This window comes from Nocardia sp. NPDC057272 (assembly GCF_042668615.1).
In the GTDB taxonomy this organism is placed as follows: Bacteria; Actinomycetota; Actinomycetes; order Mycobacteriales; family Mycobacteriaceae; genus Nocardia.
Genome location: NZ_JBHUYK010000008.1, coordinates 124,764 through 147,213, shown reverse-complemented (window position 1 = coordinate 147,213; position 22,450 = coordinate 124,764). Strand labels below are relative to the sequence as shown.

Below are 22,450 nucleotides of genomic sequence, written 5' to 3'. Positions count from 1 at the left end.
TGTGGCGAGCTCCGTCCGTATCACGGTGGGGAGCCGACATGCAGTTCAAACAGTCGAGCAAGCTCGCGAATGTTTCCTATGAGATCCGCGGCCCGATAGCCGAGCACGCCGCTCGGCTCGAGGTCGAGGGACACCGGGTGATCAAGCTCAATACCGGTAACCCGATGCAGTTCGGCTTCGACGCACCATCGGAGCTGCTGCGCGACATCATCGCCAACCTGCCGTCGTCGGCGGGCTACGCGACCTCCAAGGGGTTGCTGCCCGCCCGGCGCGCGGTGGTGCAGTACTACGAGGGCCGCGGCGTCGACGACCTCGATATCGAGAACGTCTTCCTCGGCAACGGCGCGTCCGAGCTCATCATGATGGCGATGACCGCGCTCATCGAGAACGGCGACGAAGTCCTCGTCCCCGCACCGGATTTCCCGCTGTGGACCGCCGCCGTGCACCTCAACGGCGGCAAGGCGGTGCACTACCTGTGCGACGAGAGCGCCGACTGGTATCCCGACATCGCCGACATCGCCGCCAAGATCACCGACCGCACGCGCGCCATCGTGATCATCAACCCGAACAATCCGACGGGCGCGGTGTATCCGACCGAGGTGCTCGAGCAGATGCTCGAACTCGCCCGCCAGCACAATCTGATCGTCTGCTCCGACGAGATCTACGACAAGATCCTCTACGACGACGTCGCCCACACCGTCACCGCCTCGCTCGCGCCCGACCTGCTGTGCCTGACGTTCAACGGCTTGTCCAAGGCCTACCGGCTCGCCGGTTTCCGCTCCGGCTGGCTCACCGTCTCCGGACCGACCCGCCATGCCGAGAGCTACCTCGAGGGCCTGACGATGCTGTCGGGATTGCGCCTGTGCGCGAATGTTCCCGCGCAGCAGGCTGTGCAGGCGGCGCTGGGCGGGCACCAGAGCATCCACGAACTCACCCTGCCCGGTGGTCGACTACTCGAACAGCGTGATCGCGCGTGGACCGCCCTCAACGCGATTCCGGGCGTGTCCTGTGTGAAGCCGAAGGGCGCGCTGTACGCCTTCCCCAAGCTCGACCGCGCTACCTACCGGATCGACAACGACGAGAAGTTCGTGCTCGACCTGTTGCTGGCCACCAAGATTCACGTCGTGCAGGGCACCGGCTTCAACTGGCCCTCCCCTGACCACTTCCGCATCGTCACCCTGCCGCAAGCCGATGAGCTCGACCAGATCATCGGCAAGATCGGCGATTTCCTCTCCACCTACCACCAGTGAACTCGACCTCGGCGGTGTCGCGACACCGCCGAGGCCCTGGCGTCTACGCGGAGACCGGCTCCAGGCGCCAGCCAGTTGCCCGCTCGCGCTCGTTCCAGAACGCGGCGTAGCGACCGTTCAGCGCGAGCAGTTCCGCATGCGTACCGCGTTCGGCGATCCGGCCCTTGTCCAGGAAGAGGATCTGGTCGGCATGGGCGATCGTCGAGAGACGGTGCGCCACGACGAGAACCGTTTTGTCCCTGGTGAGTTCGTGGATGCCACGGACCACGACGGCCTCGCTGTGCGGGTCCAGCGCACTGGTCGCCTCGTCGAGCAGGACGATCGGGGCGTCCTTGAGCAGGGCCCGAGCGATCGAAACGCGTTGACGCTCACCGCCCGACAGCGAGGTGCCGCCTTCGCCGACGGTGGTGTCGAATCCGTCCGGGAGGCGATCGACGATCTCGTCGACCCTGGCCGCCACCGCCGCGCGGTGCAGCTCGTCGTCGGTGGCGTCGGGCTTGCCGATGCGGATGTTATCGGCGACCGAGCGGTTGAACAGGTAGACGTTCTGGAAGACCAGCGAGAGCTGGTCGAGCAGGGTGTCCGAAGGCTGCCTGCGCACATCGTGTTCGCCCACCGAGACCGCGCCGGAGTCGACATCGTAGAAGCGGGCGGCCAAGCGCAGCAGGGTGGTCTTGCCCGAACCACTGGGTCCGACGATGGCGGTGGTGGTGCCCGCCGGGACGGTGAAGGTCAGGTCCGACAGGACCGGTTCGCCGTGGCGGTAACCGAAGCTCACCTCGTCGAAGACCACCGCGGGCGCACCGGGGGTGACCGGTTCGGTCGCGGCGGGCAGCGGCGATTCGGCGAGCAGGTCGGTGATGCGGTCGGCGGCCGCGGCGGCCGAGCGCAGGGCCGTACCCAGCTGGGCGGCCTGGTTCACCGGTTCGATGAAACGCGCGCTCACCGCGATCAGCGCGATCGCCGCGGCGGCCGAGATCGCGCCATCGGTCACCTGGACGACCGCGATGTACGCCAGCACCAGGAACACCGCCTGCACGAACAGCGCGAACACGGTCAGCCCCGGCACCGTCGCGACCATCATCTTCAGCACCGCCGAACGTTGCCGCACCAGCGCCGAATCCAGCTTCTTGTTCCCCGCGCCGACCGCACCGAACGCACGCAGCACCGGCTGGGCCTGCGCGAACTCCACCACCCGCGAATCGGCCTCGGCCGCGGCGGCGTGCAGCCGGGCGTCGGCGCCGGTGTAGGCGCGATTGGCGAGATTGTTCACCAGGTAGAGCACCGGTGCGGCGAGCAACATCGCCACGCCGACGCGCCAGTCGATGAACAGCATCCCGATCGCGACGACCAGCGGCACGATGATGCCGGTGAGCACCTTGGTGAGCAGATAGGCGATCAGGCCCTGCATCTCGCGCACCTGCTCGACCATCACCCGCGAGAGCGGGCCCGCGTCACGATCTTCGAACCAGCCCAGCGGCAACGCGTTGAGCTGATCGCCGAGCCGGGTCTGCAGACCGCGCTGCATGCCCAGACCGATCCGCAGACCGATCACGGCCTGCAGGTAACCGAAGACGACCACACCGGCCACGGCGACGGCCATGCCGAGCGCCCACAGCCACGCGCCGCTCAGATCGTCACCGAACAGCGCTTCCAGCACGGGAACCAGCAGCAGATACGCGATGGCCTGGCACAGCGCCTGCACCACGATCACGCCGAGCAGCCGCGAGATCAGGGGGGCGAACTCGTCGGGGACGAGCCGGAAAACCTTGCGAATCATCGTGTTTCCTCCACCAGGGCGAGCGCGCCGAGGGCAGCTTCGTTGATCTCCCACAGCCGCTGGTACAGGCCACCGGCAGCTCGCAGTTCGGCATGCGTGCCCTGTTCGACCAGAGTTCCGTTGTCCAGCACCAGGATTCGATCGACTCCGGTGATGGTGTGCAGGCGGTGCGCGATGACCAGCACCGTGCGCCCGGCGACCAGGGCCGCCAGTGCGTCCTGGACGGCGGCCTCGGATTCGGGATCGGCGAAGGCGGTCGCCTCGTCGAGGACGAGGACCGGGGTGTCGGCCAGCAGTGCGCGCGCGATCGACAGCCGCTGCGCCTCGCCGCCGGACAGCGTGGCGTCGACGCCGATCTCGGAGTCGTAGCCGCGGGGCAGCGCCAGGATCCGGTCGTGGATCTGGGCGGCCCTGGTGGCGCGTTCGATGGCCTCGGTGTCCGCGTCGGGGCGGGCCAGCAGGAGGTTCTCGCGAATCGTGCCGCGGATCAGGCGCACGTCCTGGAACACGAATCCGACCGTGCGATAGAGCTCTTCGCTGGTGAATTCGCGAATGTCGCGGCCGTCGATGGTGATTCGCCCCGCACCCACGTCGTAGAAACGCGGCAGCAGCTTCGCCAGGGTCGATTTGCCGGAACCGCTCGGACCGACCAGGGCGGTGATGGTGCCGGGGGTCAGTTCGAGGTCGATGCCGCGCAGCACGTCATGGCCGGTGCGGTAGGCGAACTCGACACCGTCGAAACGCACGATGCCGGTCTGCGCGCCCGCGGGCGTTTCGGCGATCTCCAGTTCCGGGGTCTGCAGGAGTTCGTGCAGGCGCAGGGCCGCGGCGCCACCGGCGCGCAGGGCCTGCGAACCGTAGCCGAGGCCGAGCAGCGAACTACCGATACCCAGACCCACCAGCAGGAACGGCAGCAGATCGAGCGGGTCCACCCAGCCGAGGCCCACACCGGCAAGGCCACCGAGGACCACGACGAGCATGACGAACACGGGCATCACCACGATGTCGGAGGCCGCCTGCACGCGAATGATCGGCGTCTTCATCCGATGCGCCGCCTGGACCTGACCTTCGACGGCGTCCTGGAACTCCCTGTGCGCCTTGCCCGCCTGACCGAATGCCCGCACCACCTGGATACCGTCGACGAACTCGACCGTGGCGGCGGACAGACGACGCTCCCACCGGGTGTACACCGCGAGGCGATCGCGGCCGTCGCGGTCCATGATCTTGCTGAACAGGATCATGTAGGCGATCAGCGGAATCATCAGTACCAGCGTGAGTCGCCAGTCGACGGTGAACAGGTAGCCGAGGGTGACCAGCGGGACCACCAGCGCGCCGATGAAATCGAGGCGGGCGTGCGCGACCAGGAAGTGCAGGGCGTCGACATCGTCGCGCAGATAGCCTTTGACCTCACCGGAGCTGCGCTCGCCGAACCAGCCCAGCGGCACCCGGGTGAGTTTGGCCGCGAGCAGCCTGCGCAGCGTGAGCTGGTAGCCGGCGTCGACCGCGTGCGACCAGCTGAGCGCCACGACCTGGAGCAACGCCCGCACGACGAGCACTATCACGGCCGCGCCGAACAGCCACCACACCCGGTCGGTGTCGACCGGGGAGTTCAGCAGTTCGCGGCAGGCCGCCACGATCAGCAGGAACGGGACCACCGAGCACACCGAGGCGAGCGCGACGATCAGGCTCGCCACCGTGAGCATCCCCGATACCGGTGCCAGAATCTCCTTGCGCGCCAGCGCTTCCCGCTGCTTCTGCGCTTTCGCTGCCGCCTTGGGCAGCCGGTTCCCCGACTCCGCCCCCGGCGGCGGCGCTACCTGCACCGTCATATCGTTCTCGCCTCTCGACCTGTCCGCGGCAACTCCGCCAAGGTAGGTTAGCCTAAGTTGAGTGCTTGTGGACGATCGGGGAAGGTTGTGTGAACTGCCCGTCAACCCGTCGGCAATCCACTCTTTCGGGCGTAATTTCCTCCCTACCTCTTGATCTCGTGTAGCGGTGGGAGAACGAAAATGTTTGTCACGTCAATCATTTCAGCAATCGCCGATTGCCATTCCGACCCCGGAAAGCTGTCGCCCGAACAGGCGCATCGGGCGATGCAGATACATCTCGAATGCAGCGTCGACCTGTGCCGGGTGCGACGGCGCGCGCGTCAAGTCCTTGTCGAAGCGAAACTGATGGTGCTCGATCAGCGGGCGGGTTAGCGATTGAGCGACGGAATTGCGGGAATGCGTTTCCCATGTTCACTCCGCTGCCCTCCTCTGCCGCCTGGTTACACCGGGAGGCGCGTACCGGATTCGAGGTCACGTATTTCCGTGATGATGCGCGCGGAGTTCTCGTCGAAGGGTGCGCGACGGCGGTCGAGGACGGGATCACCTGGGTGATCGACTATCGGCTGCGGCTCGACGGGAGCTGGCACACCCGGTCGGCGCAGATCGTCGGGCGATATCCCGAGGGCAGGCGGTCGGTGACCGTGCAGTCCGATGGGCTGGGGCGCTGGCAGGTCGACGGCACGGTCGCGCCCGAGCTCGACGGGTGTCTCGATATCGATCTCGAGGCGTCGGCGTTCACCAACGCCTTGCCGGTACATCGCCTCGGGCTCGCGGTCGGCGACAGTGCCGACGCGACCGCCGCCTATGTCCGCGCCGCCGACCTCACCGCGGCCCGATTACCGCAGCACTATCGCCGGATCGCCGACGGGGTAGGTCAGCGCTACGACTACCGCGCGCCCGAATTCGACTTCCACGCCACCCTGGATTACGACGAGTCGGGTCTGATCATCGACTACCCCGGGCTGGCTACACGCACCGCGTGATCCACGACGTCGAGCAGGTTCCGAGGGGCCGACAGCACCCGGCGCCACCGGCTCGACAACACTTCTTCCTATGCGACGTAGGCAGCAGCCGCCGCTGCCGAAACGGCACGGCCTCGATCCCGCCCGACTCCGGCTCCCGGAGGACGGGCAGTGGACGACCGTGCGCGATCACCTCGTCGAGCGGTTGCCGCGGGTGGATCCGGCCAGGATCGACGCGATGCTGGTGGCGGGCGAGATCGTGGATCTGGAAGGTCCGCTGACACCGGACGCGCCGTTCGTGCCGGGCGGCGCGGTGTGGTTCCACCGCGATCTGCCCGTCGAGACCGAGGTGCCGTTCGAGATCGGGATCGTGCACCGCGACGGCGACATCCTCGTGATCGACAAGCCACATTTTCTGGCGACGATCCCGCGCGGTCAGCACATTCTCCAAACGGCGCTGGTGCGGTTGCGCAACGAGCTCGAACTGCCCGACCTGATCCCGGCGCACCGACTGGACCGGGTCACCGCCGGCCTGCTGCTGTTCGTGGTGAATCCGGCCCGGCGCGGCGCCTATCAGACGATGTTCCACCGCAAGACCGTGCGCAAGGAATACGAGGCCATCGCGCCCTACGATCCCGCGCTCGAGCTGCCGCGGACCGTGCGCAGCCGGATCATCAAGGAGAAGCAGGTGCTCGCCGCTTTCGAGGTGGACGGCGAGCCCAACGCCGAGACCGAGGTCGAGCTGGTCGAACATCGCGACGGGCTCGGGCGCTACCGCCTTCGCCCGCACACCGGGCGAACCCATCAGCTGCGCCTGCATATGAACGGGCTCGGCGTGCCGATTCTCGGCGACGATTTCTACCCCGTGATCACCGATAAATCGGTCGACGATTACACGCGGCCGTTGCAATTGCTGGCGGCCTCGCTCGAATTCACGGATCCGATCAGCGGGGTCCCGCGACGGTTCGAGACGCGGCGCGAGTTGCAGGCCTGGACCGATATGGCCGGATGGTCCGGGTCGGCTGTCGAGTAGCTCACAGCACCACGCCGGCAGTCGATCTTGGTGGGCTCGTTCCGGGCCGCTCAACGCGGGGGTAGCGGGTTTTCGCGCATTCACCGGACCGTTTTCGTTTCGTGATATTTCCGTACACTCGGTCGGGTGCCCGTACCCGCCGTCGCCGATTCCCGGCCGAAGCTCCATGCCTACATCGATATCGCGGTGGTCGTCGTCGTGCTGGCGGGCACCAATCTGATCGCTCACTTCACGACCGCGTGGGCCAATATCGTCACCGTTCCCGTCGCGGCGTTCGCGCTCTTGGCGCTGATGCGCCAGCGCGGGCTGGGCTGGGCGGAACTCGGGCTGTCACCCAGGCACTGGAAACGCGGGACGGTGTACGCGCTCGGTGCCGTCGGGATCGTGCTCACCGCGGTCGCGATCGGCGCTCTCTTGCCGCTCACCAGGCCATTCTTCCTCGCCGATCGCTATGCCACGATCTCCGGCGCACTGATCGCGTCGATGATCGTGATCCCGTTGCAGACGGTGATCCCCGAAGAACTCGCCTTCCGCGGGGTACTGCACGGCACCCTCGACCGGGTCCTCGGTGTCCGCGGGCTCTTCGCCGCCGGATCGCTGATGTTCGGTCTCTGGCACATCGCGTCCTCGTTCGGCCTCACCTCGGGCAACAAGGGACTGTCCAGCATCGTCGGCGGCGGCGTGCTCGGCCAAATGGCCGGGATAGCACTCGCCGTCGCGGCCACCGCCGCCGCGGGCGTGGTGTTCACCTGGCTGCGTCGCCGCAGCGGTAGCCTCCTCGCACCCATCGCCCTGCACTGGTCGCTCAACGGCGCGGGCGCACTCGCCGCCGCCGTCGTCTGGCACACCGCCCTGCGCTGAAGCCGACCCGAGCCGGGCGGTCGAACTCCGGGGGTTGTGCACAAGTCGAACGCCGCCGGCGCCTGATGATCGAGTGTCCAGAAGTCGCCGCCGAGGCTATCGCCGCGTTGTGATGGCGTGGAATACTGGCGACAATTTCTGGCATGAGGACATGCCAGATGTAGCGGTATCCACCGAGAGGGCATGTCCGCCATGAAACGTACGCACACCGGCAGGGTCGTCGCGGTGACCGGCGGTGCCGCTGGGATCGGGCTGGAGATCGCGCGGCAGTTCGCGGTCGCGGGGGCTCGGGTGTGTCTCGGTGATCTGTCGGGCAGCGCGGCGCGCGAAGCCGCGGCCGGGCTGCCGGGAACCGTGCACGGGTGCGAACTCGATGTGACCGATGAGCGGTCGTTTCATGACTTCCTCGCCGTCACCGAGGCGATCCTCGGCCCGATCGACGTGCTCGTCAACAATGCCGGGGTGATGTGGGTCGGGTCGTTCGACGCCGAGCCCGACAACGCGACCGCGCGCATGCTCGCGGTGAATCTGCACGGAGTGATCCGTGGGGTGCGGCTGGCGGCGCCGGCGATGCGGACACGCGGGCGCGGGCATATCGTCACCATCGCGTCGATCGCGTCCAAGGTCTCCCCCGCCGGTGAAGCGACATATGCCGCGACCAAACACGGAGTGCTCGGCTATCTCAGCGCGGTTCGGGAGGAATTGCGCGGGACCGGCGTGCGGTTGACCGCGGTCATGCCCGGGGTGGTCGATACGGAATTGGCGGCCGGAACCGATACGGGCGCAGCACAATTGCTCCAGCCCAGCGATGTCGCCACGGCAGTGCTCGACGTTGTCGCACGGCCGCGATTCGAGGTGACATTGCCCGCGCATCTCGGGCCGCTACTCAGTCTGTCCGGCGCGCTGCCACAGTGGTTGCGCGACTTCGTCTTGCGGCGGACAGTACCGAATCAGGTTGCGGCGATAGCCGGATCGTCGCGCCGCGCGTCGTATGAGAAACGGCTGCTCCACGGCAAATCCGATTCCTGAATTCCGGCGTGTCGCCGCCGGGGATTCGGCGGAATCGACTCGTTGTCGTTGACCGGGGCACGGTCGGCGTTTACGCTCTCTGGCAATCACACATATGTTCGATAGTCCATATGTTCGAGTGGCGGAAGGCGCGACATGTCCGACGATCGGTTGAGCGAGAATGCCGCGATCGCGCCGAACACCGAGATCACGGCGCTCGCCCAGCAGGTCGCCACGGCCCGCGACAAGCTCCCCCTCCAACACGACACGGCCCTCTACGACGCGCTCTCCGACGACGAGATCCGCGCCGAACGGGAACTGGCCGAATGGATTCGCACGCAGCGGCGCAAACAGCGGCGGCGCGCCGTGGGCGACGAGCTCGCCGCCGAACAACGCGACCGCCGCACCAGCGCCCTCATCCGCCGCACCGACGAAGCCGACGCGCGCTGGCATCGCAAGGCGCTGGCCGCACGACGACGGGTGTCGAGCGCCGACGCGCGCCTGGCCCAGTTGTACCGGCGGTCGGAATGGTCATCGCGCGCGTTGATCGGGGTCGTCGTTCTCGGCATGGTGTGGGCCGGGGTCAACGTGCAACGCAATCTCGTGCCCAGCGGCGACATGAGCGACCCGCTGTACTGGCTCAGCTACGGCATCGAGGCGATGATCTCGATCCCGATCATCGTCATCATGGTCACCGCGACCACCGCGGCCCGCTGGGGACGTGAGCTGGAGCGCGGCAAGGTGATCGTGTTCGAACTCGCCCTGCTCGGCACCACCATCGCCTTGAACGCGGGCCCCCACGTGGCCGCCGGATCCTTCGGTCGCGCAGCCGAATTCGCCATCGCCCCGGTGATGGTGGGTGTGGTGATCTGGTTGCACGCGTGGGTCTCGGCCCGGTACGCGACGTTGATCGAGAGCGCGTCGGTCGAATTGCCCGGCGATACCGCCTATTCCACCGCCGAACGGATCACCGCACTGCCGCTGAAGCAGGCCGACTCGCTCGGTGACGACAGGCAGGCCCTCGGCCACAGAGTGATGAACGGCGTTGCGCCCGAACTCCGATCGCCGCTCAACCATCTGGCTGTAGTCGGCTCGACCGCTGTCAATGCCGCCGAGGCGCAGGACACTCAGACCTCCGCGAAGCCCGAGCCCGTCGCGGCTGCCGGAACCAACGGTCCTGACGTGGCAGCACGCCTCGCCACGACAGCGGATTCGGTCTCCGCCGACGAGGCTGTCGATTCACCTGCCCAGTCGTCTGTCCCGGAGCCGGTGGTCCGCGATACCCCGGCACCGAGCGCTGAACCTGCCGTCGCCGAGGCCGCAACCACCGCGGCCGAACGTACCTACCCGCACGGCCTGCGCCGCCCCTCCACCGACAAGCCGAGCGCCCCCGGCACTCTCGAACTCATCCACAAGGCGGCAGCCGATCATCGCCGCAACGGCACCGAGCACGCCACCCGGATCAACGGCGCCGCCTCGACCTTGCGTCGAATACCGGTCACCACCGCCGCGCACTCCCCTGCGGGCGAAGCAACCGGTACCGACCCGGTTCCCGAGGCGACGATGCACGCCGGCACCGTCGCCCGTGACCCTGATGGCGACACTCCACCGATCACCGATCCGGTAGCGGTGCACAACGATCCACAGCCTCCCGCCGCGGAACCGGAACAACTGACCCTCACCGCCGAACCCGCAGAGCAACTGGCCTTGCAGCCGGAGCCGGCACCACACACCGAGCCCACCCCCGAGCGGACAGACACGACCGCACCGGCCTCAGCGCCGGAGCCGACGGCAGCCATCGCGCACCCGACGAAAACCTCCGACCCTCTCCCCGCTGCCGCTCTCGACAATCCCACAGCACCGGACCAGGTCGACCTGGACGTTCCCGACGAAGACGACGACGATCTCCCGGCCCCCGACGACTTCGACTTCGACGAAGACACCGAGGTCCGCGCCCTGGCCCGCCGTATCGCCCACCGCAGTCCCCTGCGCCTGACCCTCGACCAGATCGAAGAGATCCTCGAGCTCACCGACCAGTCCTGGTCGGCCCGCAGCATCGGCAGCGAAGTCGGCGTGCCCAGCAGCACGGTCACCAACATCGTCGAATTCGCCCACAAGATCCGCCAGCCCTACGCCTTCACCGGCTGACCCGGCCCACCCCGCAAAGGCCCGCCCCCACACCGGGAGCGGGCCTTTGTCATGTGACGGCATCGGGTCGTCGAACGACGAAGGCCCGCTTCCCAAAGGGGAAACGGGCCTTCGTACAAACGATCTCGATGGATCGAGGAGGGACCTTACTTGGCCTTCTCCAGGACCTCGACCAGACGCCAGCGCTTGGTGGCCGACAGCGGACGGGTCTCCATCAGCTGAACGTGGTCGCCGACGTGGGCGATCTCGTTCTCGTCATGCGCCTTCACCTTGGAGGTGGTGCGAATGATCTTGCCGTAGAGCTTGTGCCGGTGACGGTCTTCCAGCTCGACGACGATCGTCTTGTTCATCTTGTCCGAGACAACGTAGCCGCTGCGAACCTTGCGGCTGTTGCGCTCTGTGGTGTTCTCGCTCATGCCGCATCTCCCTTGCCAGCGGGCGCCGTGGCCAGGCCGAGCTCGCGCTCACGCATGACCGTGTAAATGCGCGCGATCTCGTGGCGGACGACGCGCAGTCGACGGTTGTTGTCGAGCTGACCCGTCGCCATCTGGAAGCGCAGGTTGAACAGCTCTTCCTTCGACTCGCGCAGGCGTGCCACGAGCTCTTCTTCGTTGAGCTCACGGAGCTCTGCGGCCGGTGTTTCGGTAGCCATCAGAACTGCTCCTCCCTGGTCACGATCCTGCATTTCATCGGGAGCTTGTGCATCGCGCGGCGCAGGGCCTCACGAGCGGTCTCCTCGTTGGGGTAAGACATCTCGAACATGACCCGACCGGGCTTCACGTTCGCGACCCACCACTCCGGCGAACCCTTACCGGAACCCATGCGGGTTTCGGCCGGCTTCTTCGTGAGCGGACGATCGGGGTAGATGTTGATCCAGATCTTGCCGCCACGCTTGATGTGGCGGGTCATTGCGATACGCGCCGACTCGATCTGACGGTTGGTGACGTAGGCGGGCTCGAGAGCCTGGATGCCGTACTCACCGAAGGCCACCGCGGTGCCGCCCTTGGCCATGCCGGAGCGACCGGGGTGGTGCTGCTTGCGGTGCTTGACCCTACGGGGCATCAGCATGCGTCAGCCCTCCTTGTTCTCTGCCGGAGCCTCCGCCACTGCAGTGGCGGCGCGCCCGACCTCGGTGCTGGTCGCGGTGGTGCCAGTGGCACCGGACCGACGAGGACGGCTCGGACGCTCGCGACGCTGGCGATCCGGAGCAGCGGCGGCGGCGGTCACTTCACGACGACCACCGACGATGTCGCCCTTGTAGATCCAGACCTTGACGCCGATGCGACCGAAGGTGGTCTTGGCCTCGTAGAGGCCGTAGTCGATGTCCGCACGCAGCGTGTGCAGCGGAACGCGACCTTCACGGTAGAACTCCGAGCGCGACATTTCGGCGCCACCGAGGCGGCCCGAGCACTGCACACGGATGCCCTTGACGTTCGGCGAACGCATGGCCGACTGAATGGCCTTACGCATCGCACGACGGAACGCCACACGGTTGGACAGCTGCTCGGCAACACCCTGAGCAACCAGCTGCGCATCCGACTCGGGGTTCTTGACCTCGAGGATGTTCAGCTGAACCTGCTTCTTGGTGAGCTTCTCCAGCTCGGCGCGGATGCGATCGGCTTCCGCGCCACGGCGACCGATCACGATGCCGGGACGCGCGGTGTGGATATCCACACGGACGCGATCACGGGTGCGCTCGATCTCGACCTTCGAGATGCCGGCCCGCTCCATGCCAGTGGCGAGGAGCTTACGGATCTGAACGTCTTCCTTCACGTATTCCGCGTACTGCTTGTCCGCGTACCAACGCGACTTCCAGTCGGTGGTGATACCGAGGCGGAAGCCATGGGGGTTAATTTTCTGTCCCATTTACTTTGCCCCTCCCTTCCGGCGGCTACGAGTGGCAGCGCCGGTGGTGGGCACGCTCTCGACCTCGATGGTGATGTGGCTGGTGCGCTTACGAATCCGGAACGCACGGCCCTGGGCCCGCGGCTGGAAACGCTTCATGGTGGCGCCCTCGTCGACAAAAGCAGTCGAGATGACCAGGGTGGCCGGGTTGAGGCCGAGGTTGTTCTCGGCGTTCGCCGCGGCCGAAGCCACGACCTTGGCCACGGGCTCGCTGGCAGCCTGCGGTGCGAACCGCAGGATCGCCAGCGCGTCCTCGACGCTCTTGCCGCGGACCAGGTCCACGACTCGACGGGCCTTCATCGGGGTGACCCGAACGTGCTTGGCGGTTGCGCGTGCAGTCGGGTTCTGAATGGTTTCAGTCATCGCCGCTTGCTCTTCCGGTCGTCCTTGACGTGGCTCTTGAACGTCCTGGTCGGCGCGAACTCACCGAGCTTGTGGCCGACCATGTTGTCCGAGATGAACACCGGGACATGCTTGCGACCGTCGTGGACGGCGAAAGTGTGCCCGATGAAATCGGGGATGATGGTCGAGCGACGCGACCAGGTCTTGATGACCTGCTTCGTGCCCTTTTCGTTCTGCACGTCCACCTTCGCGAGGAGGTGGTCGTCGACGAACGGGCCCTTCTTGAGGCTGCGTGGCATTTCTTACCTCCTCCTTAGCGCTTCTTGCCGGTCTTACGACGGCGAACGATGAGCTTGTCACTCGGGCGGTTGGGCTTGCGGGTGCGGCCCTCAGGCTGACCCCACGGGGAGACCGGGTGGCGACCACCGGAGGTCTTACCCTCACCACCACCGTGCGGGTGGTCGACCGGGTTCATGACGACACCACGGACGGTAGGGCGACGGCCCTTCCAGCGCATACGGCCGGCCTTGCCCCAGTTGATGTTCGACTGCTCGGCGTTGCCGACCTCGCCGACGGTGGCGCGGCAGCGCACGTCGACACGGCGGATTTCACCCGAAGGCATACGAAGGGTCGCGTACGGCCCTTCCTTGCCCAGCAGCTGAATGCTCATTCCAGCGGAACGAGCCATCTTGGCGCCACCGCCCGGACGCAGCTCCACGTTGTGAATCGTGGTACCGGTCGGGATGTTGCGCAGCGGCAGGTTGTTACCCGGCTTGATGTCGGCCGTGGGGCCGGACTCGATCGGGCTGCCCTGCTTGATGCCCTTCGGCGCGATGATGTAGCGCTTCTCGCCGTCGGCAAAGTGCAGCAGTGCGATGTTGGCGGTGCGGTTGGGGTCGTACTCGATGTGAGCGACCTTGGCCGGGATGCCGTCCTTGTCCAGCCGACGGAAGTCGATCAGACGGTAGGCACGCTTGTGACCGCCACCGCGGTGACGAGTGGTGATGCGACCGTGCGCGTTACGACCACCGGACTTGGTGAGCGGGCGCAGCAGCGACTTCTCCGGCGTCGACCGGGTGATCTCGGCGAAGTCCGAGACGCTGGAGCCACGACGGCCCGGCGTAGTCGGCTTGTATTTACGGATTGCCATGAGTTCTTCTCGCTTTCTGGAGTCCCAGGCGCTTACGCGACCGGTCCTCCGAAGATCTCGATGGGCTTGCTATCGGCCGAGAGGGTCACGAGTGCGCGCTTGGTGTCCTTGCGCTTTCCGTAACCGAATTTGGTCCGCTTGCGCTTGCCCTGACGGTTGGCGGTATTGACGCTGGTGACCGTGACGCCGAAAACCTTCTCGACGGCGATCTTGATCTGCGTCTTGTTCGAGTCCGGGTGCACCAGGAAGGTGTAGGTGCCTTCCTCGATCAGCCCGTAGGACTTCTCCGAGATGACCGGTGCGAGCAGGATGTCGCGGGGGTCGGCGATGGTGCTCACTTGCTCTCCTCCTGGGCCGCCTCGGCGGGACCGTGAACGAAAGCGTTCAGGGCCTCGACGCTGAACACCACGTCGTCGCTGTTGAGCACGTCGTAGGTGTTGAGCTGATCCGGGGCGATCGGCAGCACGTTCTGCAGGTTCGCCACGCTCTTCCACGCGGCGACGTCCTCGCGGCCGACGACGACCAGGAACTTCTTGCGGCCCGAGAGCTCGGCCAGGAAGTCCTTGGCAATCTTGGTCGACGGGTTCTGACCCGAGACCAGTTCGGTGATCACGTGGATGCGCTCGTTGCGGGCCCGGTCGGAGAGGGCACCGCGCAGGGCGGCGGCCTTCATCTTCTTGGGGGTCCGCTGGCTGTAGTCACGCGGCTGCGGGCCGTGGACGGTGCCACCGCCGGCGAACTGCGGCGCACGGGTCGAGCCCTGACGGGCGCGGCCGGTGCCCTTCTGGCGGTACGGCTTCTTGCCACCACCGGAGACCTCGCCACGAGTCTTCGTGGAGTGGGTGCCCTGGCGAGCGGCGGCCAGCTGAGCGATGACGACCTGGTGCATCAGCGCGACGTTGGCGGTCACGTCGAAGATCTCCGAGGGGAGTTCGACGGTGCCTTCGGTCTTGCCGCCTGCGGCCTTAACGGTCAGCGTCAGGTTGGCCTTCTTGTCGAGGCTGGTCATGCGTGCGCACCACCCTTCACGGCGCTCTTGACGATCACGACGTTGCCCTTGCGGCCAGGGATAGCACCCTTGACCAGGAGCAGGCCGTTCTCGGCGTCGACCTTGTGAACCGAGAGGTTCTGCGTGGTGACGCGGTCGTTACCCATACGACCCGACATGCGCATGCCCTTGAACACGCGGCCGGGAGTGGCACAGCCACCGATGGAACCCGGGCGACGGTGCACAGCCTGCGCACCGTGCGAGGCGCCCTGGCCCTTGAAGCCGTGACGCTTCATGGTGCCGGCGAAGCCCTTGCCCTTGCTGATTCCGGTCACGTCGACGTAGGTGCCCTCTTCGAAGACATCAGCCGAGAGTTCCTGGCCGATCTCGAAGGTGGAGGCATCCGCGACGCGGATCTCGGTGACGTGGCGGCGCGGGGTGACACCGGCCTTGGCGAACTGGCCGGAAGTCGGCTTGTTCACCTTGCGCGGGTCGATGGCGCCGAAAGCGATCTGCACGGCCGAATAGCCGTCGCGCTCCACGGTACGAATCTGGGTGACCACGTTCGGGCCCGCCTTGATGACGGTGACCGGGACTACGCGGTTCTTCTCGTCGAAGACCTGGGTCATGCCGAGCTTGGTGCCCAGGATGCCGGCTGCGGGCCGGTTCTTGTTGTCAGTCATGTCTCGAGTCCCCGTCACTGAATGTTGACGTCGACGCTGGCCGGGAGGTCGATGCGCATGAGCGCGTCAACCGTCTTCGGCGTCGGGTCGAGGATGTCGATGAGGCGTTTGTGCGTGCGCATCTCGAAGTGTTCGCGCGAGTCCTTGTACTTGTGCGGCGAACGGATGACGCAGTAGATGTTCTTCTCGGTCGGCAACGGCACAGGCCCGACCACACGGGCGCCGGTGCGGGTCACCGTTTCCACGATCTTGCGCGCTGACGCGTCGATCGCCTCGTGGTCATAGGCCTTGAGCCTGATGCGGATCTTTTGTCCCGCCACGCTAAGTGTCCTTTTCTCCGCTTTCCTTCGTGGTCACAGGAGCTAGCTCCCGCACCACCCTCAATTTGCACAGCCCGAACCACAAAGAAGACGCCTCAGCGTGGTTTCCCACTGAAAGACCCGCAACCAGGGCGCCACAAAGGCACTACCTAGTCCTCGCCGCTGTTCATCTGTCATGGTTCTCCGGTCCACGCGGTCGGGCGTGTCGCCCTAACTCTTAATCTCCGACCCCGGTCGATTGCTCACCATGGGCCGGAAGTGCGTGGTTCCGAACGTATCCACACCGGCGAACCGGCGAGATACAAACTACTGCTCCCCTTGTTCAGGTATCCGCTCCGGAGAGTCGAACAATCCTGCGCAAGGCAACCCGAACAGTATGCACCATGCCGACGACGTCCTTCAAATCGGGGGTCATGAGGTATCGATCACGCCCCCACAGGGGCTTCCACCTCGACCGCACCGCCGGCTGGGCTGTACCGATGAATGGTAGCTGGCTCGTCGCCCCGCCCGGCCACCGGAGGGTTACGACATAACTTACTTTTGAGTAAGATAGTGCCCATGACACAGGAAACCGCGACCTACCGCGGCTGGAAGAAGCTGCCCGACAATCGCATCGGGCACGCGCTGTTCTCACTCGGCATGGTCGCCCGGGTCCCCTACTTCGGCACCGTGCTCCCCCAGGTGGTCCGTCTCGAGCCCGGTGTCTGCGAGGTGACCTCCCCGAAGTGGTTCGGCATCCACAACCACCTCGGCACCTTCCACGCGATCGCGGCCTGCAATCTGGCCGAAGTGGCGATGGGCATGCTGAGCGAGGCCACCGTCCCCACCACCCACCGCTGGATCCCCAAGTCGATGAACGTCCAGTACCTGGCCAAGGCGGAATCCGGCCTGCGCGCGGTGGCGAAGCTCGACGAGATCCCCGACTTCGCCGCGATCACCAAGGGCCAGGAACTGACGGTTCCCGTCTCGATCTACGACAAGGACGGCATCGAGGTCGTGCACGCCGACATCACCACCTGGGTGTCGCCACTCTGATCGCGGCCGCGTGAACCGCGGCACCGGTACGGTTGTGGGCCAGGCAACAAAGGACGGGGAGTTCGATGTTGGAAGTCGCCCATGTGACGCGGCGGTTCGGGGAGAACGTGGCGGTCGACGACGTGTCGTTCGCCGTCCTGCCCGGTGCGCTGACCGGGTTCGTCGGGGGTAACGGGGCGGGCAAGACCACCACGATGCGAATGATCATGGGCGTCTTGGCCGTTCAGTCCGGCGAGATGCGGTGGGACGGACGGCCGGTGACCGAGCTGGACCGGCGTTCGTTCGGCTATATGCCCGAGGAGCGGGGGCTCTATCCCAAGCAGCCGGTGCTCGACCAGCTCGTGTACCTGGCGCGCTTGCGTGGACTGCCCGCCGACAAGGCCAAGGCGCGTACCGAAAGCCTGCTGGAGCGGTTCGATCTGGGCGCGCGCGGCAAGGACAAGCTCGAATCGTTGTCGCTGGGCAATCAGCAGCGCGTCCAGATCGCGGCGGCGGTGATCGCACAGCCGACGGCGCTGATCCTGGACGAACCGTTCTCCGGCCTCGACCCCCTCGCCGTGGATTCGATGGTGGAGTTGCTGCGCGAGTACGCCGATCAGGGCGTGCCGGTGCTGTTCTCCTCGCATCAGCTGGATCTGGTGGAGCGGCTGTGCGATCAGCTGGTCGTGCTCGCATCGGGCCGGGTGGTCGGGCAGGGCTCGGTCGACGAGTTGCGGTCCAGCGGCAACGGCTCACGGTATCGGCTGGTGGTCGACGGTGACGCGGGATGGCTGCGGGAGTATCCAGGGGTTCGCGTGGTCGAGAGTGCCGGGCCGGGCGTGTTGTTCGAGGTCGCCGACGGCGGCACCGATGGGGTGCTGAAGGAGGCGTTGTCGCGAGGGTCGGTGCGGGAGTTCACCGCGGTCCGGCCGACGGTCGCCGAAATCTACCGGGAGGTGACGGCATGAGAGGTCAGCGCCTGGAGGCGGTAGCTCGCGTGGCCACGGAAGGCGCCCGCTCATGCCGAGAAGATGCAGCATGAGCGGCGTGTGGCGGATCGTTGCCGCGAGGGAGATCGCGGTGAAGCTGCGTGACCGCAACTTCGTCATCTCGACGGTGGTGACGCTCGTGGTGATCGTCGCGTCGCTGGTTCTCACCGGGTTCCTCAGCAGCAGGCCCGACAAGATCGACGTGGCGATCGCCGGTTCGGACACCACGGTCGTGCTCGACACGGCGAACACCCTGGCCTCGAACGCGGGAACCGACACCAGCTTCATCGCGCGACCCGTCGCCGACCGGGCCGCGGTCGAGCAGTCGGTCCGCGAGGACGAGGTCGACGTGGGCCTGGTTCCCGCCGAACCCAGCGGATGGCAGCTGATCGGCAAGACCGCCGAGGACGACAACGCCACCACCTACATCACCGCCGCCGCACAGCAGATCGCGTTGCAGCGCAATGCCGCCGCCGCCGGCGTCTCACTCGACGAGCTGGCCCGCGGTGCGACCGTGAGCTACGACCTGCTCGAGAAGGGCTCGATCGACCCGGGCCTGGCCAAGATCGTCTCGTTCGTCTTCGCGTTCCTCTTCTATCTGGCGTCGGTGCTGTTCGGCATGTCCATCGCACAGAGTGTGGTCGAGGAGAAGCAGAACCGCATCGTGGAGATCCTGGCCAGTGCGATGCCGTTGCGGCAGTTGCTGATCGGCAAGGTCGTGGGCAACGCGGCACTGGCGTTCGCGCAGTTGGCACTGTTCGTCGGGGCGGGGTTGGTCGGGTTGGCGGCGACCGGCAAGGGTGCTCAGCTGGGCCAGATCGCCGGGGCCGCGGGCTGGTTCATCGTCTTCTTCCTCGTCGGCTTCCTCGCCTTGGCGAGCCTGTGGGCCGTCGCGGGCGCGCTCGCCACTCGCAGCGAAGACCTCCAGTCCACCTCGACTCCGCTCGGGTTGCTCATCATGATCGTGCTGTTCGCGGGCATCTTCCTCACCGGCACCGCCCGTGTCATCGGCTCCTATATCCCGATCATGTCCATCGTCGCCATGCCCGCCCGCCTGGCCGACGGCACCGCCGCCTGGTGGGAACCCTTCATCGCCCTCGCCCTGATGGCGATCGCCACCTACGGGATCGTCGTCGTCGCCGAGAAGATCTACCGCCGCTCGCTGATGCAGACCCAAGCTCGCCTGACCATGCGCCAGGCCCTGGCCTTGGAGGACTAGGAATCGCGGCGTCGAGGCGGTGTGACGACCGGGTCACTGATGCTTGCGTGGCGATGGGTGGGGCCGATTGAATGCGGACGTGAGTGTTGTGCGGGAATTCGATATCTGTGTGGTCGGGCTGGGGCCGGCCGGGCGGGGGCTGGCGCATCGGGCCGCGGTGGCGGAGTTGCGGGTGGCCGCGGTGGATCCGCGGCCGGAGCGGCTGTTCCCGCCGACCTTCTCCTGCTGGATCGACGAGCTGCCGCAGTGGCTGCCCGCGAGTGCGATCGCGCAGCGCATCGCGGCGCCGACAGTGTGGACCAAGGGCAAGCATCGGATCGAGCGGCCGTATTGCGTGCTCTCCAAGGCTGGGCTGCACGCCGCGTTGGCCTTGGACGACGCGACCGTCTTCGCGGATCGGGCGCGGCGCGTGGACGCGCACGAGGTGGAACTCGCGGACGGGACGGTGATCTCGGCGGGGGCGGTGTTCGATACCCGGGGGCTGCCGACGTTGGGCAAGCGCAGGGCCGCCTCGGCGCACGGGATCTTCGTGGACGCGGAGACCGCGGCACCGATGGTCGCCGAAGGTGAGGGGCTGCTGCTGGATTGGCGGCCGGAGAACGGGGCGGGCCCGGACGAGCCGCCGTCGTTCCTCTACGCGGTACCGCTCGGGGACGGGACGGTGATCTTCGAGGAGACGAGCCTCGGGTTACGTGGCGGGATGCCGCAGCACGAGTTACGCAAGCGCACGCTGAGCAGACTCGCGGCACACGGTATCCAGCTCACCGGCGACGAACCGCACGAAGCTGCCCACTATCCCCTGGATCAGCGGCCCCCGAAGAAGGGCACGGCGATCGCGGTGCCGTTCGGCTCGCGCGGCGGGATGATGCACCCGTGCACCGGCTACAGCGTGGCCGACTCTCTCGCGCTGGCCGACACCGCCGTCGCCGCGGTGCAGCGAGGTGAGGACCCGATCGGAGCCCTCTGGCCGTGGCAGGCCAGGGCCGTCTACTGGATGCGCATGCGTGGTCTGTGGGGTCTGGGCCGGCTCACCACCGATCAGTCGATCGCCATGTTCGACGCCTTCTTCACCGAATCCGAACGCGGTCAGCGGGCCCTGCTCTCGGCCCACGACGACTACACCGCCCTCGGCGCCGTGCTGTTCAACACCGTGGCCCACACCTGGCCGTTCCGCTGGCGCTACGACCTCGTCGGCTGGACCAACCGCGACCGCTGGCTCGACTACCCCTTCACTCCCGCCGACGCCGACTCCCCCAGCCGGTAACGCACTGATCGCCGCCACGACGTTCGTGGCGGCGATCAGAAGCGAGGTGGTCCGGGTCTCAGGACGACTCGGCGGCCTTCTTGTAGCCGACGATCGCCGGGTAGGCGAAGACCGCGACCATGCCGACCGTCCAGGCGACGGTCTTCAGCAGCGGTTCAGCGACCGGCCCACCGTAGGACAGGCCCTTCATCGCATCGATGGCGCAGCTCATCGGCTGATTGGCGACCACGTCCTGCAACCAGGTCGGGTAGGCGAAGACCGGGACGAAGCCGGTGTTGAAGAACATCAGCAGCGTGTTGAGGATGCCGATGAGGCTGATCAGCATCACGCCCTCGGTGATCGTGGCCAGCGCGGTCACCATCACCGCGAACCCGATGCCGAAGAGCACCGGAACCAGGACCAGCGCGATATTGGCGAACGGGTCCTCCATGAACAGGAACCCGAGCGGCACCGCGACGAGCAGCACGATCAGCGTGGTGAGCAGGATGCGCAGCATCTCGGCCAGCAGCCGGCCGGTCAGCAGCGAGGCCTTGTTGAGCGGCATCGTGTAGAACCGGCTGAGCAGCCCCGAAGCCTTCTCGCGCTTGAACCCGAGGGCACTCACCACCGCGCCGGTCATGGCCGCGACCAGGGTGAGCAGTGCGGCTTGGCCGTAGATGCTGGGGGCGCCGGTGGCCGCGGTGATCGAGTCACCGAGCACGATCCGGAACATCAGCAGGGTCACCGCCGGGTAGGCGATGGTCTGGATGGTCGTCGACGGGTCGCGCAACCACACCATCAGCAGACGCTTGGTCTGGATCAGGCTGTGGGTGAACCACACCGACACCGAACCCTCCGGCTTGGTGTGCACCACCGGGAGGTCGGCCGCGGCCTCCTCGACAGACGCCTTCTCGATTGTCGTCATGATCGCCTCACACTCGCCCACACAGCCAGTGGGAGGAAGAAAACAGCCAGTCCGCCGAGCCACGCCAGCGAGACCCACGTGCCTGCCCAGCTCAGATGACCCGCGGCCATATCGCTGAGCGTCTGGGCGAACTGCGAGATCGGCTGGTTGCGCGCGAACGGCCGCACCCACGACGGGAAGCTGGCCTCGGGCACGAACCCGGTCGACATCATGCCGAAGATCAGAATCGGCAGCGTGAGGGCCTGGCTGAGCGCCTCCGGGTTCTTGGTGAGGCTGCCGAGCGCGTCGGCGCCGAGCGTGAGTACCACGCCGACGGTCAGCGCGAATCCGCAGAACGCGAGCGCCTGCAACCAGCCGCCGGTGAACCGGAACCCGATCACATAGCCGTACCCGACGGTCGCGATCAGGGAGACGACCGATCGCACCAGACCCGCGCAGATACGCGACATCAGCGGAACCAGCGAACCGATCGGCATGGTTTGCAGACGGGTACTCAATCCGGTGAGTGCTTCGAACGCCGCGAGCTGGGCGTTCGACATCATCGTCATGGCCATCGTCTGCAGCACGACGATCGGCATCACGTACTGGGCGTAATCGATGCCCTGGACCTTCATCACGTACCGCAACGGCAGGTAGAAGGCCACGGTCACCACCAGCGGGGTGAGCACCGCGACGATCAGCTCGCCCTTGGTGGCCATGGTGTGCACGATGCGCCCGGTCAGCGCGCGCCACTGCGCGAAACTGCTCGGGCGCACAGCGGGAAGCTCGGCGAACAAGCTGTTCGCCGCGGGGGTGGACACG

General features: G+C 66.6%; 25 protein-coding genes. 10 read left to right on the top strand and 15 right to left on the bottom strand.

Going from position 1 to position 22,450, the window contains the following annotated elements; all coding sequences use genetic code 11:
• Nucleotides 1-38 precede the first annotated feature (38 nt).
• Nucleotides 39-1,250: a pyridoxal phosphate-dependent aminotransferase gene (locus ACFULV_RS14510; protein ID WP_378656604.1), complete on the top strand. Its 1,212-nt coding sequence runs from the start codon at nt 39-41 to the stop codon at nt 1,248-1,250.
• A 43-nt stretch (nt 1,251-1,293) separates the two neighbouring features.
• Here the strand turns inward: ACFULV_RS14510 and ACFULV_RS14505 are convergent, their stop codons facing one another.
• Complete coding sequence (locus ACFULV_RS14505; RefSeq protein ID WP_378656601.1) at nt 1,294-3,030, bottom strand: ABC transporter ATP-binding protein; 1,737 nt, start codon at nt 3,028-3,030, stop codon at nt 1,294-1,296.
• Complete coding sequence (locus ACFULV_RS14500; protein ID WP_378632182.1) at nt 3,027-4,859, bottom strand: ABC transporter ATP-binding protein; 1,833 nt, start codon at nt 4,857-4,859, stop codon at nt 3,027-3,029. The genes ACFULV_RS14505 and ACFULV_RS14500 overlap by 4 nt, the downstream gene beginning before the upstream one ends.
• Nucleotides 4,860-5,266: 407 nt before the next feature.
• Here ACFULV_RS14500 and ACFULV_RS14495 point away from each other — a divergent pair, with 407 nt between their 5' ends.
• From ACFULV_RS14495 to ACFULV_RS14475, 5 genes are all read left to right on the top strand, one after another.
• Nucleotides 5,267-5,842 (top strand): putative glycolipid-binding domain-containing protein, encoded by a 576-nt coding sequence (locus tag ACFULV_RS14495; RefSeq protein WP_378656598.1) that lies wholly within the window; start codon nt 5,267-5,269, stop codon nt 5,840-5,842.
• A gap of 70 nt (nt 5,843-5,912) precedes the next feature.
• Entirely contained in the window at nt 5,913-6,854 is a 942-nt protein-coding gene (locus tag ACFULV_RS14490) for an RluA family pseudouridine synthase (RefSeq protein WP_378656596.1), read from the top strand.
• Nucleotides 6,855-6,980: 126 nt separating this feature from the next.
• Nucleotides 6,981-7,715, top strand: a complete 735-nt coding sequence (locus ACFULV_RS14485; protein WP_378656593.1) for a CPBP family intramembrane glutamic endopeptidase — start codon at nt 6,981-6,983, stop codon at nt 7,713-7,715.
• A 192-nt stretch (nt 7,716-7,907) separates the two neighbouring features.
• Complete coding sequence (locus tag ACFULV_RS14480) at nt 7,908-8,744, top strand: SDR family oxidoreductase (RefSeq protein ID WP_378656590.1); 837 nt, start codon at nt 7,908-7,910, stop codon at nt 8,742-8,744.
• Between the two features lie 135 nt (nt 8,745-8,879).
• Nucleotides 8,880-10,871 carry a hypothetical protein gene (locus ACFULV_RS14475; protein ID WP_378656587.1) on the top strand — a complete coding sequence of 664 codons (1,992 nt, stop codon included), beginning with the start codon at nt 8,880-8,882 and terminating at the stop codon, nt 10,869-10,871.
• Between the two features lie 146 nt (nt 10,872-11,017).
• Here the strand turns inward: ACFULV_RS14475 and rpsQ are convergent, their stop codons facing one another.
• Genes rpsQ through rpsJ form a run of 11 tightly spaced genes read right to left on the bottom strand, consistent with a single transcriptional unit; the run spans nt 11,018 to nt 16,259 of the window.
• The gene (gene rpsQ, locus ACFULV_RS14470; protein ID WP_101464453.1) at nt 11,018-11,287 is read right to left on the bottom strand and encodes a 30S ribosomal protein S17; all 270 of its coding nucleotides are present in this window, start codon (nt 11,285-11,287) and stop codon (nt 11,018-11,020) included.
• Nucleotides 11,284-11,523 carry a 50S ribosomal protein L29 gene (gene rpmC, locus ACFULV_RS14465; protein ID WP_056818473.1) on the bottom strand — a complete coding sequence of 80 codons (240 nt, stop codon included), beginning with the start codon at nt 11,521-11,523 and terminating at the stop codon, nt 11,284-11,286. The genes rpsQ and rpmC overlap by 4 nt, the downstream gene beginning before the upstream one ends.
• Nucleotides 11,523-11,939, bottom strand: a complete 417-nt coding sequence (gene rplP, locus ACFULV_RS14460; RefSeq protein ID WP_056818475.1) for a 50S ribosomal protein L16 — start codon at nt 11,937-11,939, stop codon at nt 11,523-11,525. Before rplP ends, rpmC begins: the two co-directional genes overlap by 1 nt.
• A 3-nt stretch (nt 11,940-11,942) precedes the next feature.
• On the bottom strand, nt 11,943-12,737 hold the full coding sequence (rpsC, locus tag ACFULV_RS14455) for a 30S ribosomal protein S3 (RefSeq protein WP_378656583.1): 795 nt from the start codon (nt 12,735-12,737) through the stop codon (nt 11,943-11,945).
• A complete protein-coding gene (gene rplV, locus ACFULV_RS14450; protein WP_067448312.1) occupies nt 12,738-13,139 on the bottom strand; it encodes a 50S ribosomal protein L22 in 402 nt (133 codons plus the stop codon).
• A complete protein-coding gene (gene rpsS / locus ACFULV_RS14445; protein WP_056818481.1) occupies nt 13,136-13,417 on the bottom strand; it encodes a 30S ribosomal protein S19 in 282 nt (93 codons plus the stop codon). The genes rplV and rpsS overlap by 4 nt, the downstream gene beginning before the upstream one ends.
• A 14-nt stretch (nt 13,418-13,431) precedes the next feature.
• A complete protein-coding gene (gene rplB, locus ACFULV_RS14440; RefSeq protein WP_056818484.1) occupies nt 13,432-14,268 on the bottom strand; it encodes a 50S ribosomal protein L2 in 837 nt (278 codons plus the stop codon).
• A gap of 32 nt (nt 14,269-14,300) precedes the next feature.
• Nucleotides 14,301-14,606: a 50S ribosomal protein L23 gene (rplW, locus tag ACFULV_RS14435; RefSeq protein WP_056818486.1), complete on the bottom strand. Its 306-nt coding sequence runs from the start codon at nt 14,604-14,606 to the stop codon at nt 14,301-14,303.
• Nucleotides 14,603-15,277 (bottom strand): 50S ribosomal protein L4, encoded by a 675-nt coding sequence (gene rplD, locus ACFULV_RS14430; RefSeq protein WP_101464455.1) that lies wholly within the window; start codon nt 15,275-15,277, stop codon nt 14,603-14,605. Before rplD ends, rplW begins: the two co-directional genes overlap by 4 nt.
• Nucleotides 15,274-15,939 carry a 50S ribosomal protein L3 gene (gene rplC, locus ACFULV_RS14425; protein WP_071926407.1) on the bottom strand — a complete coding sequence of 222 codons (666 nt, stop codon included), beginning with the start codon at nt 15,937-15,939 and terminating at the stop codon, nt 15,274-15,276. The genes rplD and rplC overlap by 4 nt, the downstream gene beginning before the upstream one ends.
• Nucleotides 15,940-15,953: 14 nt before the next feature.
• Nucleotides 15,954-16,259, bottom strand: a complete 306-nt coding sequence (gene rpsJ / locus ACFULV_RS14420) for a 30S ribosomal protein S10 (RefSeq protein ID WP_040804197.1) — start codon at nt 16,257-16,259, stop codon at nt 15,954-15,956.
• A 558-nt stretch (nt 16,260-16,817) separates the two neighbouring features.
• Here rpsJ and ACFULV_RS14415 point away from each other — a divergent pair.
• The 4 genes from ACFULV_RS14415 to ACFULV_RS14400 all read left to right on the top strand — a co-directional run bounded on the left by ACFULV_RS14415 (nt 16,818) and on the right by ACFULV_RS14400 (nt 20,745).
• Nucleotides 16,818-17,294: a hotdog fold domain-containing protein gene (locus ACFULV_RS14415; RefSeq protein ID WP_378656580.1), complete on the top strand. Its 477-nt coding sequence runs from the start codon at nt 16,818-16,820 to the stop codon at nt 17,292-17,294.
• A 65-nt stretch (nt 17,295-17,359) separates the two neighbouring features.
• Nucleotides 17,360-18,241, top strand: a complete 882-nt coding sequence (locus ACFULV_RS14410; protein ID WP_378656577.1) for an ABC transporter ATP-binding protein — start codon at nt 17,360-17,362, stop codon at nt 18,239-18,241.
• Between the two features lie 70 nt (nt 18,242-18,311).
• Complete coding sequence (locus tag ACFULV_RS14405) at nt 18,312-19,481, top strand: ABC transporter permease (RefSeq protein ID WP_378656574.1); 1,170 nt, start codon at nt 18,312-18,314, stop codon at nt 19,479-19,481.
• 79 nt (nt 19,482-19,560) lie between these two features.
• The gene (locus ACFULV_RS14400) at nt 19,561-20,745 is read left to right on the top strand and encodes a lycopene cyclase family protein (RefSeq protein WP_378656572.1); all 1,185 of its coding nucleotides are present in this window, start codon (nt 19,561-19,563) and stop codon (nt 20,743-20,745) included.
• A gap of 58 nt (nt 20,746-20,803) precedes the next feature.
• On the opposite strand, the gene ACFULV_RS14395 is transcribed toward ACFULV_RS14400, so the two are convergent.
• Both ACFULV_RS14395 and ACFULV_RS14390 read right to left on the bottom strand, forming a co-directional pair.
• Nucleotides 20,804-21,649: an ABC transporter permease gene (locus ACFULV_RS14395; protein ID WP_378632149.1), complete on the bottom strand. Its 846-nt coding sequence runs from the start codon at nt 21,647-21,649 to the stop codon at nt 20,804-20,806.
• Nucleotides 21,646-22,449: an ABC transporter permease gene (locus ACFULV_RS14390; protein WP_378656569.1), complete on the bottom strand. Its 804-nt coding sequence runs from the start codon at nt 22,447-22,449 to the stop codon at nt 21,646-21,648. Before ACFULV_RS14390 ends, ACFULV_RS14395 begins: the two co-directional genes overlap by 4 nt.
• Nucleotide 22,450: the final 1 nt, after the last annotated feature.